A 12,133-nucleotide genomic window follows, 5' to 3' on the forward strand; every position below is an offset into this window, starting at 1 on the left:
TTCCATCGAAAATATGGCTGCATTTATATTGTTTCCGGTGACAGCGACCTTGTTCCGGCGGTTGAAATGGCGAAAGAATTAAATGCCTGCCCCAGAATAATTATAGCCAACCCGCCCAGGCGAAAGAGCGATGAGTTATGCAGGGTTGCTGATGCGTGGTTCAGTATCAGCGAAAAGAAATTCCGGCTTTCCCAACTGCCGGAAATGGTCAGAAGCAAAAAAGGCGCGAAACTAACCCGCCCTGCTGAATGGAGGTAATCAAACCGGCCGGCCGGGAGTAAAGGACTATTTCCCAGATTCATCGCGCGTTTCTCTATGGTGATTGGAGCAGAGTATGACGTGGTGACAGTGCTCCTGATGGGGACAAGAAGCGTTGGACCGACAACCCCGCCCGCATATTTGATTGAGTCTCAGGCGAGCGAGTCCCAGGCGTCTGCGCGCAGCAGGGCGGTCCAGTGCCGGACCGGCTTGGCGGAGGCGCTTTGCAGGTGCAGCTGGCAGCCGATGTTGGCGGTGGCGATCACGTCGGCGGGGTGTCGCGCCAGCTCGCGCAGCTTGTCGTGCAGGAGCCGCTCGGCGATGCGCGGCTGCGCCAGAGAATAGAAGCCGGCCGAGCCGCAGCACGGGCCCTCTACCAGGGGCGCGTCCAGACCGGCGGCGGTCAAGGTGGCCCGCAGTCGCGCGATGGCGGCAGACTGGCCGTGCTGCAGGGTGCAGGGTATGTGCACGGCGGCGCGGGTGTTGCAGGCGCGCAGCGCGCCGGGGGGGGCGGCGGCCAGCACTTCGGCGATGTCCCGGTACGCCTCCGAGACGCGCCGCGCCTTGGCGGCGTAAGCCGGGTCGTCGCGCAACAGGTAGCCGTACTCCTTGATCATGCTGCCGCAGCCGCTGGCCGTGCCTACCACCGCCTCGGCGCCTTGCTCCAGCTGCGGCCACAGCCGGTCTATATTGCGCCGCATCGTCGCCCGCGCCGCCGCCTTGTCCTCCAGGTGGTACGCCAGCGCGCCGCAACAGGCGTCTTCGATCTCCAGCAACGAGATCTCCATGCGCTCCAGCAGACGACGGCAGTGCCGGTTGATGTCGGGGGCCGTCACGGATTGTACGCAACCCTCCAGGATCAGCATCCGGCGCACATGGCGGACGGGCGGCGCTTTCTCCTTCCTCCCGGCGCCGCCCTCGTCGCTTTGCGGCCGCGGCGGCCGCGGCGGGAGCCGGCGGCGCAGTCTCGCGGGCAGGGCAAAGCGCAGCAGGCGCGCCAGCGCCAGCGCCGCCGCCAGCCGCCGCTTGTGCGGCAGCACGGCCAGGCCCAGGCGCCGCTTCAGCCGTTCCGGGAGGGCGCGCCCGTAGCGCGCCGCGATGCGCGGTCGCGCCAGATCGAGCAGGCGCGAGTACTCTACGCCCGAAGGGCAGGCCGTTTCGCAGGCGCGGCAATTCAGGCAGCGGTCCAGGCGCAGCAGGTTGGCGGCGCCGCTCGCTTCGCCCTCGAGGAAGCGCTTGATCTGATAGATGCGCCCGCGCGGCCCGTCCAGCTCGTCGCCGAACAGACGGTAGGTGGGGCAGTCCGTGTTGCAGAAACCGCAGTGTACGCACTGGCGCAGGATGCGGTCGGCCTCGCGGCCGTCGCGGCTGCGCAACAATTCTGGCGGCAGGCGGGTCTGCATCCTGCGGCGGCGCGCTACATCCCGGGATAAAGCCGGCCCGGGTTCAGGATGCCGGCGGGGTCGAAGGCCCGTTTGAGCCGCCGGTGCAACGCGAGCAGCGCCTCCGGCAAGGGGTGGAACGGGTCATGCTTCCGGTCATGCTCTGGGTCATGTTCTGGGGCGTGTTTCGGCGACGGCGGCGGGCGGAACAGACAGGCATGGCCGCCATGCCCGGCAGCGAGTTCGCGCACCGTCGCGGCAGGCGCGTCCGTGGCGGCCCAGCGCAGGGCGCCGTGCCACTCGAATGCCTGGCGGCCGGGCAGGGGCAGCGGCGCGCTCGCGGGCGGCAGCGAGATGCGCCACAGCGGGGCGGCGCCCCGGAAGAAGGCGCGGCGCTGATCGCGTATGTCCCGCCACAGGGATTGGTCGTCGCAACGCTCGCCGCCGATCGCGCGCCATGCCGCGGCGACGCCGCCGGGGCCGGAGGACAGCCGCAGGAATAGTCGTTCGCCGTCGTGGAAGCTGGCGCTCAGCGGCAGCCCGCGCCGCAGCCACCGGCGCAGCTGCGCCAGCGCCGTCTCCGGGGGCATTTCCAAGGCCAGGGAGAGCTGGGCGGCCGGTACCGGCAGCAGCCGGACGGTGGCCTCCAGCAGGATGCCGAGGGTGCCCAGCGCACCGGCCATCAGGCGGCTGATGTCGTAGCCCGCGACGTTCTTCATGACGCGGCCTCCGAAGCGCAGCCGTTCTCCCCTGCCGTTGACCAGCAGCACGCCGAGCATCGCGTCCCGAACGGCGCCGCCGGATATCCTGCCGGGGCCGGACAGGCCGCTGGCGATGCAGCCGCCCAGGGTCGCCCCGCCGGCGAAGTGCGGCGGCTCGAATGGCAGCATCTGGCCTTTTGCCGCCAGCGTTTCCTCGATCAGCAGCAGCGGCGTCCCGGCGCGCGCCTCCAGGTAGAGTTCGCTGGGTTCGTAGTCGAGGATGCCGGCGTGCGCCTGCATGGCCAGCGTTTCGCCGGCGCAGGCCCCGCCGTAGAACGACTTGCTGCCGCCGCCGACGATCCGCAGCGGCGTGCCGGCGCGGAAAGCGGTACGCACCCGCTCGGCGGTCGCCTCGCCGAGGTCGCGTGCGGGGCCCGATTCGCCGCCGCGGTCGCGTTGCCGCCGTTTCGGGATCGGCGCCATCCTTACATCCTCAGAAGCGCGGCAGTTCCGGGTGGGCGGTGCGCCCCCCGTGCACGTGCATGGCGCCCAACTCGGCGCACCGGCGCAGGGTGGGGATCGCCTTGCCGGGATTGAGTATGCCGTCCGGGTCGAATGCCGCCTTGAGGCGGTGAAACTGCTCCAGTTCCGCGCGGGTGAATTGCCCGCACATGGAGTTCAGTTTTTCCACGCCGACGCCGTGTTCGCCGGTGATGGTGCCGCCCGCCGCCACGCAGGCCGCCAGGATTTCCTCGCCGAAGGACTCCACCCGGCCCGCCTCTCCCGGCTTGTTGGCGTCGTACATGATCAGCGGGTGCAGGTTGCCGTCGCCGGCGTGGAAGACGTTGGCCACGGCCAAGCCGTATTTTTCCGACAACTGGGCGATCCGGCGCAGCACCTCGGAGAGGCGGCGCCTGGGGATCGTTCCGTCCATGCAATAGTAATCGGGGGCGAGACGGCCCACCGCCGGGAAAGACGCCTTGCGGCCCGCCCACAGGCGCTGCCGGTGCGCTTCGTCGTCGGCGGTCTCGATGCCGCGGGCGCGGCGCGCGCCGCAAATCTCGCGCACGGCCGCGCATTGCCGCTCGATGTCGGCCGGGTCGCCGTCCAGTTCGCAGAGCAGGATGGCGGCGGCGTCGGTAGGGTAGCCGGCATGAACGAATGCCTCTACGGCCCGGATGGCCGGATTGTCCAGCATCTCGAGCCCGGCCGGGACGATGCCCGCGGCGATGATGTCGGCCACCGCGCCGGAGGCGTCTTCCAGCTCCCCGAAGGCGACCAGCATGAGGCGCGCCGCCGCGATCTTCGGCAGCAGTTTGACGGTGACCTCGACGACGATGCCGAGCATGCCCTCGGAACCGGTCAGCAGCGCGGCGAGGTCGTAGCCCGGGGCGTCGGGCGCCCGCGCGCCGATCTCCAGTACGGCGCCGTCGGCTGCGACCACCTGCAATCGTTGCAGGTTGTGCACGGTGAGCCCGTACTTGAGGCAATGGATGCCGCCGGCGTTTTCGGCGACGTTGCCGCCGATGGAGCAGGCCTGCTGCGAGGAGGGGTCGGGCGCGTAGAACAGGCCGTGCGGCGCCGCCGCCTCGGACAGCGCGAGGTTGGTAACCCCCGGCTGCGCTACTGCCTGGAGATTGTCCGCGTCTATAGCGAGGATGCGGTTCATCTTGCTGAGGTTAAGCAATATGCCGTCGGCCAGCGGCATGGCGCCGCCCGACAGGCTGGTGCCGGCGCCGCGCGCCACCAGCGGCACGCCCTCGCGCGCGCACAAGCGCACGATGTCCCGCACCTGGCCGGATTCCGTCGGCAGCGCGACCAGCATCGGCAGCTGCCGGTGCATGGTCAGTCCGTCGCATTCGTAGGGGCCCAGTTCCGCCGGGTCATGAACGATGGCCTCGGCGGGCAGGATGGCGCCGAGTTCCGCCAGCAGGCGCCGCCGCCGCGGCGCGGCGGAGGGCGTGACGGGCGTGCGCGCCATGCCGGCCGTCCCCGCTCAGGCGCCGCGCCTGCCGCTTGCGATCAGCGCCGTTCCCGCCGCCGCCAGCAGGGCCGCGGTCCAGGGGTTCGCCAGGGCGCGCCGGAAGCCGTCATCGTCGGCGGCCAGGGAGAAGAACGCGAGCACCAGCAGGGCCAGCCCGCATCCCAGGCGCCGCGTTGCCCGCTGGCTGCGCTCCATATGCGCGACGATTCGTTCCGTGTTGCGCGAACGGTCCACCACTTCCAGGGCGCCGCGGTCCAGGCGGTTGACGATGTTCATCGCCCGTATCGGGATGTCGGGCAGGCGTTCCAGCCACAGCGGCATGTTGCGGCGCAGGTCGCGGGTCGCGCGCCGCAGGCCCATCCGCTCCCGCATCCACCGCTCCAGCATGGGGCGCACGATGTCCCACATGTTCAGGTTCGGGTACAGGTAGCGGCCCAGGCCCTCGACATTGACGATGGTCTTTTGCAGCAGCAGCAACTGCGGCAGGATCTCCATGTTGAAGCGACGGGCGGTCTGGAACAGGCGCAGCAGCAGCTGGCCGAAGGAGATCTCCCGCACCGGCCGGCCGAGCATCGGTTCGCAGACGGTGCGCACGGCGGACTCGAAGGCGTCTATGCGGGTATCCTGCGGCACCCATCCCGACTCCACGTGCAGGCGCGCGATGCGCTGGTAGTCGCGGTCCAAAAAGGCCATGCAGTTCCCGGCCAGGTAGCGCAGATCGCCCTCGCTCAGGGAGCTCATGATCCCGAAGTCCACCAGCGCGAAACGGAACCTGTCGTCCGCCCCCGGCAGCACGAAGATATTGCCCGGGTGCAGATCGGCGTGGAAAAAACTGTCCCGGAATACCTGGGTGAAGAACATTTCCACTCCCTGCTCGGCGACGCGCCGCAGGTCTATGCCCGCCGCCCGCAACTGTTCCCGGTCGCCGATGGGGATCCCCGATATGCGTTCCATTACCATCACGTTCGAGGTGGTCAGCTCCCATACCACGTAGGGGACGTACAGCAATTCCGAGTCCAGGAAATTGCGGCGCAGCTGGGAGGCGTTCGCGGCCTCGCGCATCAGGTCCAGTTCGTCAATCAGGTGCCGGTGCAGTTCCCGCACTACGTTGTACGGCTTCAGGCGCTTGGCGTCTCCCCAGTAGCGCTCCAGGAAGCGGGCGATCAGATACATGAAGCGCAGGTCCGTCTCGATGCGGGCGCGGATCGCGGGGCGCACCACCTTGACGACGACTTCCCGCCCGTCCTTCGTGACGGCGGTGTGCACCTGGGCGATCGAGGCGGAGGCGAGCGGCTGGTCCTGGAAGTCGGCGAATATCTCCTCCAGGCCCTTGCCGTATTCGGCTTCTATGATCTTGCGGGCCTGGGCGCTGGGGAAGGGCGGCACCCGGTCTTGCAGTTTCGCCAGTTCTTCGGCGATGTCGCCGGGCAGCAGGTCTCTCCTCGTGGAGAGGATTTGGCCCAGCTTGACGTAGATGGGCCCCAGCTCTTCCAGGAAGCCGCGCAGCCGTTCGCCGCGGCTGCCGGCGTACGGCCGCCGCCGCCAGTTCCAGGGGAACAGGGCGCGCGCGAAGGAGAACCTGCGCAGCACCGGTATGGCGAGCAGGATCTCGTCCAGCCCCTGGCGCACCAGCAGCCGCTGTACGTACAGCAGCCGGAAGAAGTACCGGCAGCCCTGGATCAGCGCGTTCATTGTATCGGCGCGTTCATTGCCGCCGCCGTTTCCCGGACGCCGGGCGGGACGGCGGGCGCTTGGGGCGCCCGGCTTCCCGGCGCCCGGCTTCCCGGCGTTCGGCCGCCGCCGCCTCCAGACGGTCCAGCCGCGCTGCGAGGCCCTCCACGGCATCGCGCAACCGGTCCGTATCCCGGACGAAGCGCTCGGCGTTGCCCGGGTCCAGCAGCACTCCCCGTTCGTGCACCAGGTATTCGCGCATGCTGTACGACAGCCGGGACAGGAGTTCGCGCGCGCCTCGCAGCGTCCCTTTCCCGGCGCGGACGGCGCGGTACGCGGCCCAGTCGCCGACCAGCCCGGAGAGGGGCTCTTCCAGGTCCGGTTCGTAGCGGCGGCAGAGTCCTTGCAGTTGCCCGGCCAGTTCGACGCTGCCGCGCAGTTGCATACCCGGGACCGTGCCGCCGGCGCCGGCGGCCAGCCACGCGGCCAGCGCGCCGGCGGCGAAGCGCATGGACAGGTCCGCTTCCTCCTCCCGCACCGGCGGGAACAGGCGCAGCTCCGTATCCTCGATGCGCAGCGTGAAGCGCAGGCCCACGTCTTCGAGTTCGACCCGCACCGTCTTGCCGGTCAGGGCGCGCAGTTCCTCCGCCGCTTCCCGGTCCAGCCGCAAGGCGCGGTTGAGCAGCCCTTCCAGCAAAGCGACCGCCATAGCGTCCGGCATCAGAGTCGGTACCCCCGGTGCGCCGCCACGATGCCTCCGCACAGGTTGTAATACTCCACCTCGCGGTAGCCGGCCTCGCGCATGTCCCGCGCGATCCGCCGTTGCTCCGGATAGACCAGAACCGACTCCGCGAGGTACCGGTAGCTGGCGGCGTCCCCCAGCACCTTCTCGCCCAGGAACGGCAGGAAGCGCAGGCAGTAATGCCGGTGCAGGCGCCGCAGCGTTGCCGTCACCGGGCGGGAAAACTCGAGCGCGATCAGCCGGCCGCCGCGGCGCAGTCCCTTGCGCATGTTGCGCAGGCCCGCCTCCCGGTTCGCCAAGTTGCGCATCCCGAAGGCGACCAGAATGCAATCGAAAGACTCTTCCCGGAACGGCGGGCGCTCCGCGTCGCCCCGCACGTACCGAATCCCCTCGACGATGCCCCGGTCCAGGCAGCGCTCGCGCGCCTTGCGCAGCATTGCGTCGCTGGCATCCAGCAGCACCACCTGCCCCCGCTCTCCGACCCGGGGCAGACACAGGCGGGACAGGTCGCCCGTGCCGCCGGCCGCGTCCAGCACCCGTTCCCCTGGGCGCAGGGCGGCGATCGCTACGGCAAAGCGCTTCCAGGCCCGGTGCAGGCCGAAGGACATCAGGTCGTTCATCAGGTCGTAGCGCGGCGCGACAGAGGCGAAAACTTGTCCGACGCGCCGCCGCTTCTCCGCCGCGGAGACTTGTTGGTAGCCGTAGTCCACGCGCTCGGCGCCGTCCGCGTTGTCCATGCCGCCGCGGCCCCCTTCCCCGTCCGGCGTCCCCGTGCTCTCCTGTTGCCGCTCCTGCACCCGGTCCTTCGCTACAGGATGTAACGGCTGCGGTCGGCGCTCTCGATGAGGTCGTCGAGCCGGCCGGCCACATACTTCTTGTCAATCAAAATCTTTTTGCGCTGGTCTGTCTCGGAGGCGGAGAACAGCAATTCTTCCAGCAGCCGTTCCATCACCGTTTGCAGGCGCCGCGCCCCGATATTCTCCGTCTGATCGTTGACCCGCCAGGCCGCCTCGGCGATGTGCCGCACCGCGTCGGCGCCGAACTCCAGCCGGATCCCCTCGGTGCGCAGCAGCGCCTGGTACTGCCGGGTCAGGGAATAATCCGGCTCGACCAGGATCCTCTCGAAGTCGGCCGCGGTGAGCGAGGACAGCTCGACGCGGATGGGGAAGCGTCCCTGCAATTCCGGGATCAGGTCGGCCGGCTTGCTCGCATGAAAGGAGCCGGAACCGATGAACAGGATGTGGTCCGTGCGCACGATCCCGTACTTGGTGGTCACCGTGCAGCCCTCCACCAGGGGCAGCAGGTCGCGCTGCACCCCCTCGCGGGAGACCTCCGCCCCGTGCCCGGTGTGAGAGACGGTCTTGTCAATCTCGTCCAGGAACACCAGCCCGTTTTGTTCGACATTCCTTACCGCCTGCGTTTTGACCTCGTCCTCGTCAATCATCTTGCGCGCCTCTTCCTCGGCGATCAGCTTCATGGCATCCCGCACTTTCAGCGTGCGCGTCCTCTTGCGGGTGCTGGCCAGATTCTCGAAGACGCTCTGCAACTGGCCGGTCATCTCCTCCATGCCCGGCGGCGACATGATCTCCACTCCCATCGTGGGCGCCTCCAGTTCCACCTCGATCTCCCGTTCGTCGAGCCTGCCGTCGCGCAGCTGCTGGCGAAAGCGTTCCCGGGTCCCGGAGGCGGCGCCGTCCGCCGCCTGCGGACGGTCGTGCCCCATCCCGGGCAGTATGATCTCCAGCACCCGCCGCTCCGCCTCCCGCGCCGCCCGCTCCCTGACCTGCCGCATTTCCCGTTCGCGCAGCAGCTTCACGGAGATATCGGTGAGGTCGCGGATGATGGACTCCACGTCCCGCCCCACGTACCCCACCTCGGTGAACTTGGTCGCTTCCACCTTGATGAAAGGGGCGTTCGTGAGCTGTGCCAGGCGCCTGGCGATCTCGGTTTTTCCGACCCCGGTGGGGCCGATCATCAGTATGTTTTTCGGCGTGATCTCGTCGCGGATGTCCGGGTCCGCGTGGGCGCGCCGCCAGCGGTTGCGCAGGGCGACGGCGACGGCCCGCTTGGCCGCATCCTGGCCCACGACAAACTTGTCCAGCTCCTCGACGATGCGCCGGGGCGTCAGCGCGTCCGCGCGCTCCGCTACCGGCGCCGTGTCCGCGCCTTCGGTTTCGGCAGTACTTCTACGCATATCTCGCTGTTGGTATAAATGCAGATCTCCGCCGCGATCCGCAGGGCCTGCTCCACGATGCGCCGCGGGTCGTTCCTGTCCTGCTCCGCCAGGGCCCGCGCCGCCGCCGCGGCGTAACCGCTGCCGGAGCCGATCGCGGCGATCCCGTGCTCCGGTTCGATGACGTCGCCGTTGCCGGAAACGATCAATGTCTTTTCCTTGTCGGCGACGCACAGCATCGCCTCCAGCGGCCGCAGCATCTTGTTGGTGCGCCACTCTCTGGCCAGTTCGACGGCGGCGCGCTCCAGTTGCCCCTGGTTGCGGTCCAGTTTGCCCTCGAACAGGTCGAGCAGCGTAAAGGCGTCCGCCGCGCCGCCGGCGAAGCCCGCCAGCACCCGGTCGTTGTGCAGGCGGCGGATCTTGCTGGCCCCCCCTTTGACGATCATGCTGCCCAGCGTGACCTGGCCGTCCCCTCCCATGGCGACGGTCTTGGGGCCGCGAACGCAGAGCACGGTGGTCGAGCGCAGCCGCTCCATGCTCAGTCCCGGGTCTTCATCTCTTGCGCGCCCGGGGGTGGGCCCGGTCATAGACCTTGGCCAGGTGCTGAAAATCCAGGTGCGTGTAGATCTGCGTGGTGCCGATGTCGGAGTGCCCCAGGAGTTCCTGCACGGCCCGCAAGTCGCCGCTGGACTCCAGCAGGTGGCTGGCGAAGGAGTGACGCAGCATGTGGGGATGCACCCGCTTGCCGATCCCCTGTGCCTGGGCCAGCTTGCGGAAGCGGTGTTGGATGGCGCGCGGACCGAGCCGGCCGCCGCGTTTGCCGACGAATACCGCCTGTTCGTCGTGGGCAGCCAACTCGCCGCGCGCCAAAAACCATTCCCGCAGCGCCTGCGCCGCGTGGCGCCCGATCGGCACCTGGCGCTGCTTGTTCCCCTTGCCGCTTACCCGTGCCAGGGACTGATCGAGGTCCAGGTCGGCAAGGTCCAGGCTTACGGTCTCCGACAGGCGCAGCCCGGAAGAATACATCAGTTCGACGATGGCCCGGTCGCGCGCGGCCAGCGTCCCGTCCCCGGGCGCCCGCACGAAGGCGGCGGCCTGGTCCACGTCCAGGGTCCCGGGGAGTTTGCGCTGCGTCCTGGGGATCTGTATGCCTTGCACCGGGCTTGCCGGGACCGCCTCGACCCGCTCCAGGAAGCGGTAGAAAGAGCGCACCGAGGAGAGCAGGCGCTGCATGCTGCGGCTGCCGGCGCCGCGCCGGTGCAGGGACACGATCAGCGCCTGGATGTCTTCCGGGAGCAAATCGCCCCAGCGCATTTTGCCGCTCCGGTCGCAGTGCCCGGTCAGACGCGAGAGGTCGCGCCGGTATTCCCTGCGGGTATGGTCCGAGAGGTGGCGGATGCTTGCCAGGTAGTCCCGGACTTGGGCCAGGGCGGCAGCTTCCATCGCGTCTTCAGTCCTTCTTCGGCAGCCGGGGGCCGAGCAGCGCGCTCAGGATCTCCCCCAGGTGGTTCAGCAGCTCGACGCCGCTGCTCTCGGGGAAGCGGTGCGCGTCCCGGCTGCCCATGCACAGCATCCCCTGCCAGCCCCCGTCCCCCAGGGGAACGACGGCGAAAGAGTTTAGCCCCTTTGCCTTGGCGCCGAACAGGAGTCGGGCGCGTTCCGGTTCCAGCCGCCCGCAGCGCAGCTGCGGGCGCTCCAGCAATTCCTGGAACAGTTCTTGCAGTTTCGCCGCCGTCGCGGGGTCCTCGTCCGCGTCGGTTTCGGACTGCGCCGTATCCGCCGCCAGCCGCCGCACCGCGGCGACATCCACCTCGAAGTCGTGCGCCAGCGAGGCGTAGAGGGTGCCCAGCAGATCGTCCAGGGTTTCCGTGCCCAGCAGGTGCACGGTCAGCCTGCTCAGGCGGCCCAGGGTCTGCTCGTTCGCCCGGGCCACGCGCACCAGCTCCTGCAGCGTCCCCTTCAGTTTGCGGTTCTCCTGCTTCAGCGACTGCACCTGTTTCTCGATCAGGGAGACGGCCGCGCCCGCATCGTGAGCCACGGTGATTTCGTTCAGCAGCTCCGGGTGCGCGTCGAAGAAATGGGGAGACTGCTTCAGGTAGGCGGCGATTTCCTCGGCGGCCAGCGGCGCCGGGGGCGTCTTTTTCTTTCCTGCCTGCTCGGTCATAGTTCGATCCTTCCCTTGAACACCAGGTCGGCGGGGCCGGTCATCCATACGCCGTGTTCCGCTCCCGGCCACTCCACCCGCAACGCGCCTTCCGGGAATTGTACCCGCACGTCATCGTCCAGCCAGCGATTATACCTGCCGGCAACCGCCGCCGCACATGCGCCCGTGCCGCAGGCCGGGGTTTCGCCCGCGCCCCGCTCGTAAACGCGCAGGAGCACATGGCGCCGGTCCAGGACCTGCATAAAGCCCACGTTGACGCCCCGCGGAAAGCGCGGGTCGCCGCCCAGGGCGGCGCCCGCCTCCGCCACCGGCGCCGCGCGCACGTCCGCCACCCGGATGACCGCATGCGGGTTGCCCAGGGAAAGGGCGGTAAAGCGGAACCGGCCCGCGGGCGTCCGGGCCTCGTGCGCCTCGCCATCGCCGGGCTTTGCCGCGGGGTCTGTCGCGGGCGGGGTCGTCATAGGGATTCGGGCGGGGTCGAAAGAGGGCGTGCCCATATTGGCGCGCACCTCCCCTCCCTGCTGCGCGAACAGCTCGACCTGGCCGCCGGCGCAGGAGACTATGGACCGGGACTTGGGCCCGGCGGGATTGCCGTCCGCCAGGTAGCGCCCGATGCAGCGCACGCCGTTGCCGCATTGCTCCGCCGGGCCGCCGTCGGCGTTGAAGATCTCCAGGCGGGCGTCCGGCGCCGGGGCGTCCGCGTCGGGGGCGTTCGTTTCCGAGGCGCCCGGCGGGCGCAGGATCAGCACCTGGTCGCAGCCCACGCCCAGGCGCCGGTCGGCCAGCCGCCGAATGTCCTCCGGCGAGAGCGGCGCTTCGCCGTTGCGCGCATCCACGACGACGAAGTCGTTGCCCAGCGCCTGCATCTTGCAAAAAGCGATTTCCCTGCCGGCCATGATCCCGTCCGATTGTAAATGCTTTTGACAAAAAATTCCGAAACCCCTCCTGCTGATGGAGGTTAGACTTCTGCCCCCGTTAATGCGGTAAAGACAAGCCAGGGGCAAGCCTGCGCCTCATTGTTCCCATCACTCCCCCCTGGAGCCGGCTGCCGCCCCACT

Annotated in this window: 12 protein-coding genes; 1 reads left to right on the forward strand and 11 read right to left on the reverse strand. The window is 69.0% G+C overall.

Features of this window, described 5'->3' with window-relative positions; genetic code table 11:
- Positions 1 to 258, forward strand: a 258-nt coding sequence (locus OXU43_06275) for an NYN domain-containing protein (GenBank protein ID MDD9824758.1), incomplete at its 5' end; no start/stop codon positions are given.
- Positions 259 to 410: 152 nt separating this feature from the next.
- Here the strand turns inward: OXU43_06275 and glcF are convergent.
- From glcF to dapF, 11 genes are all read right to left on the reverse strand, one after another.
- On the reverse strand, positions 411 to 1,661 hold the full coding sequence (gene glcF, locus OXU43_06280) for a glycolate oxidase subunit GlcF (protein ID MDD9824759.1): 1,251 nt from the start codon (positions 1,659 to 1,661) through the stop codon (positions 411 to 413).
- Positions 1,662 to 1,675: 14 nt separating this feature from the next.
- The gene (glcE, locus tag OXU43_06285; protein MDD9824760.1) at positions 1,676 to 2,824 is read right to left on the reverse strand and encodes a glycolate oxidase subunit GlcE; all 1,149 of its coding nucleotides are present in this window, start codon (positions 2,822 to 2,824) and stop codon (positions 1,676 to 1,678) included.
- Between the two features lie 10 nt (positions 2,825 to 2,834).
- Positions 2,835 to 4,322, reverse strand: a complete 1,488-nt coding sequence (locus OXU43_06290; protein ID MDD9824761.1) for an FAD-binding protein — start codon at positions 4,320 to 4,322, stop codon at positions 2,835 to 2,837.
- Between the two features lie 15 nt (positions 4,323 to 4,337).
- On the reverse strand, positions 4,338 to 6,017 hold the full coding sequence (gene ubiB / locus OXU43_06295; GenBank protein MDD9824762.1) for a ubiquinone biosynthesis regulatory protein kinase UbiB: 1,680 nt from the start codon (positions 6,015 to 6,017) through the stop codon (positions 4,338 to 4,340).
- A 13-nt stretch (positions 6,018 to 6,030) separates the two neighbouring features.
- Positions 6,031 to 6,717 carry an SCP2 sterol-binding domain-containing protein gene (locus OXU43_06300; protein ID MDD9824763.1) on the reverse strand — a complete coding sequence of 229 codons (687 nt, stop codon included), beginning with the start codon at positions 6,715 to 6,717 and terminating at the stop codon, positions 6,031 to 6,033.
- Positions 6,717 to 7,475, reverse strand: coding sequence for a class I SAM-dependent methyltransferase (locus OXU43_06305; GenBank protein ID MDD9824764.1), 759 nt, complete (start codon positions 7,473 to 7,475; stop codon positions 6,717 to 6,719). The genes OXU43_06300 and OXU43_06305 overlap by 1 nt, the downstream gene beginning before the upstream one ends.
- Positions 7,476 to 7,546: 71 nt before the next feature.
- A complete protein-coding gene (gene hslU, locus OXU43_06310; GenBank protein MDD9824765.1) occupies positions 7,547 to 8,932 on the reverse strand; it encodes an ATP-dependent protease ATPase subunit HslU in 1,386 nt (461 codons plus the stop codon).
- Entirely contained in the window at positions 8,884 to 9,447 is a 564-nt protein-coding gene (hslV, locus tag OXU43_06315; protein MDD9824766.1) for an ATP-dependent protease subunit HslV, read from the reverse strand. Before hslV ends, hslU begins: the two co-directional genes overlap by 49 nt.
- 16 nt (positions 9,448 to 9,463) lie before the next feature.
- Positions 9,464 to 10,354 (reverse strand): tyrosine recombinase XerC, encoded by an 891-nt coding sequence (gene xerC / locus OXU43_06320; protein ID MDD9824767.1) that lies wholly within the window; start codon positions 10,352 to 10,354, stop codon positions 9,464 to 9,466.
- 7 nt (positions 10,355 to 10,361) lie between these two features.
- Positions 10,362 to 11,075: a DUF484 family protein gene (locus OXU43_06325; protein MDD9824768.1), complete on the reverse strand. Its 714-nt coding sequence runs from the start codon at positions 11,073 to 11,075 to the stop codon at positions 10,362 to 10,364.
- Positions 11,072 to 11,971, reverse strand: coding sequence for a diaminopimelate epimerase (gene dapF / locus OXU43_06330; protein MDD9824769.1), 900 nt, complete (start codon positions 11,969 to 11,971; stop codon positions 11,072 to 11,074). The genes OXU43_06325 and dapF overlap by 4 nt, the downstream gene beginning before the upstream one ends.
- Positions 11,972 to 12,133 lie beyond the last annotated feature (162 nt).

It is taken from the genome of Gammaproteobacteria bacterium, assembly GCA_028817255.1.
Classification (GTDB): domain Bacteria; phylum Pseudomonadota; class Gammaproteobacteria; order Porifericomitales; family Porifericomitaceae; genus Porifericomes; species Porifericomes azotivorans.

Bases quoted from the DNA above. Each gene is read 5' to 3' on its own strand.
- glcF (MDD9824759.1), bottom strand. From the start codon at position 1,661: ATGCAGACCCGCCTGCCGCCAGAATTGTTGCGCAGCCGCGACGGCCGC.
- glcE (MDD9824760.1), bottom strand. From the start codon at position 2,824: ATGGCGCCGATCCCGAAACGGCGGCAACGCGACCGCGGCGGCGAATCG.
- OXU43_06290 (MDD9824761.1), bottom strand. From the start codon at position 4,322: ATGGCGCGCACGCCCGTCACGCCCTCCGCCGCGCCGCGGCGGCGGCGC.
- ubiB (MDD9824762.1), bottom strand. From the start codon at position 6,017: ATGAACGCGCTGATCCAGGGCTGCCGGTACTTCTTCCGGCTGCTGTAC.
- OXU43_06300 (MDD9824763.1), bottom strand. From the start codon at position 6,717: ATGCCGGACGCTATGGCGGTCGCTTTGCTGGAAGGGCTGCTCAACCGC.
- OXU43_06305 (MDD9824764.1), bottom strand. From the start codon at position 7,475: ATGGACAACGCGGACGGCGCCGAGCGCGTGGACTACGGCTACCAACAA.
- hslU (MDD9824765.1), bottom strand. From the start codon at position 8,932: ATGCGTAGAAGTACTGCCGAAACCGAAGGCGCGGACACGGCGCCGGTA.
- hslV (MDD9824766.1), bottom strand. From the start codon at position 9,447: ATGGAGCGGCTGCGCTCGACCACCGTGCTCTGCGTTCGCGGCCCCAAG.
- xerC (MDD9824767.1), bottom strand. From the start codon at position 10,354: ATGGAAGCTGCCGCCCTGGCCCAAGTCCGGGACTACCTGGCAAGCATC.
- OXU43_06325 (MDD9824768.1), bottom strand. From the start codon at position 11,075: ATGACCGAGCAGGCAGGAAAGAAAAAGACGCCCCCGGCGCCGCTGGCC.
- dapF (MDD9824769.1), bottom strand. From the start codon at position 11,971: ATGGCCGGCAGGGAAATCGCTTTTTGCAAGATGCAGGCGCTGGGCAAC.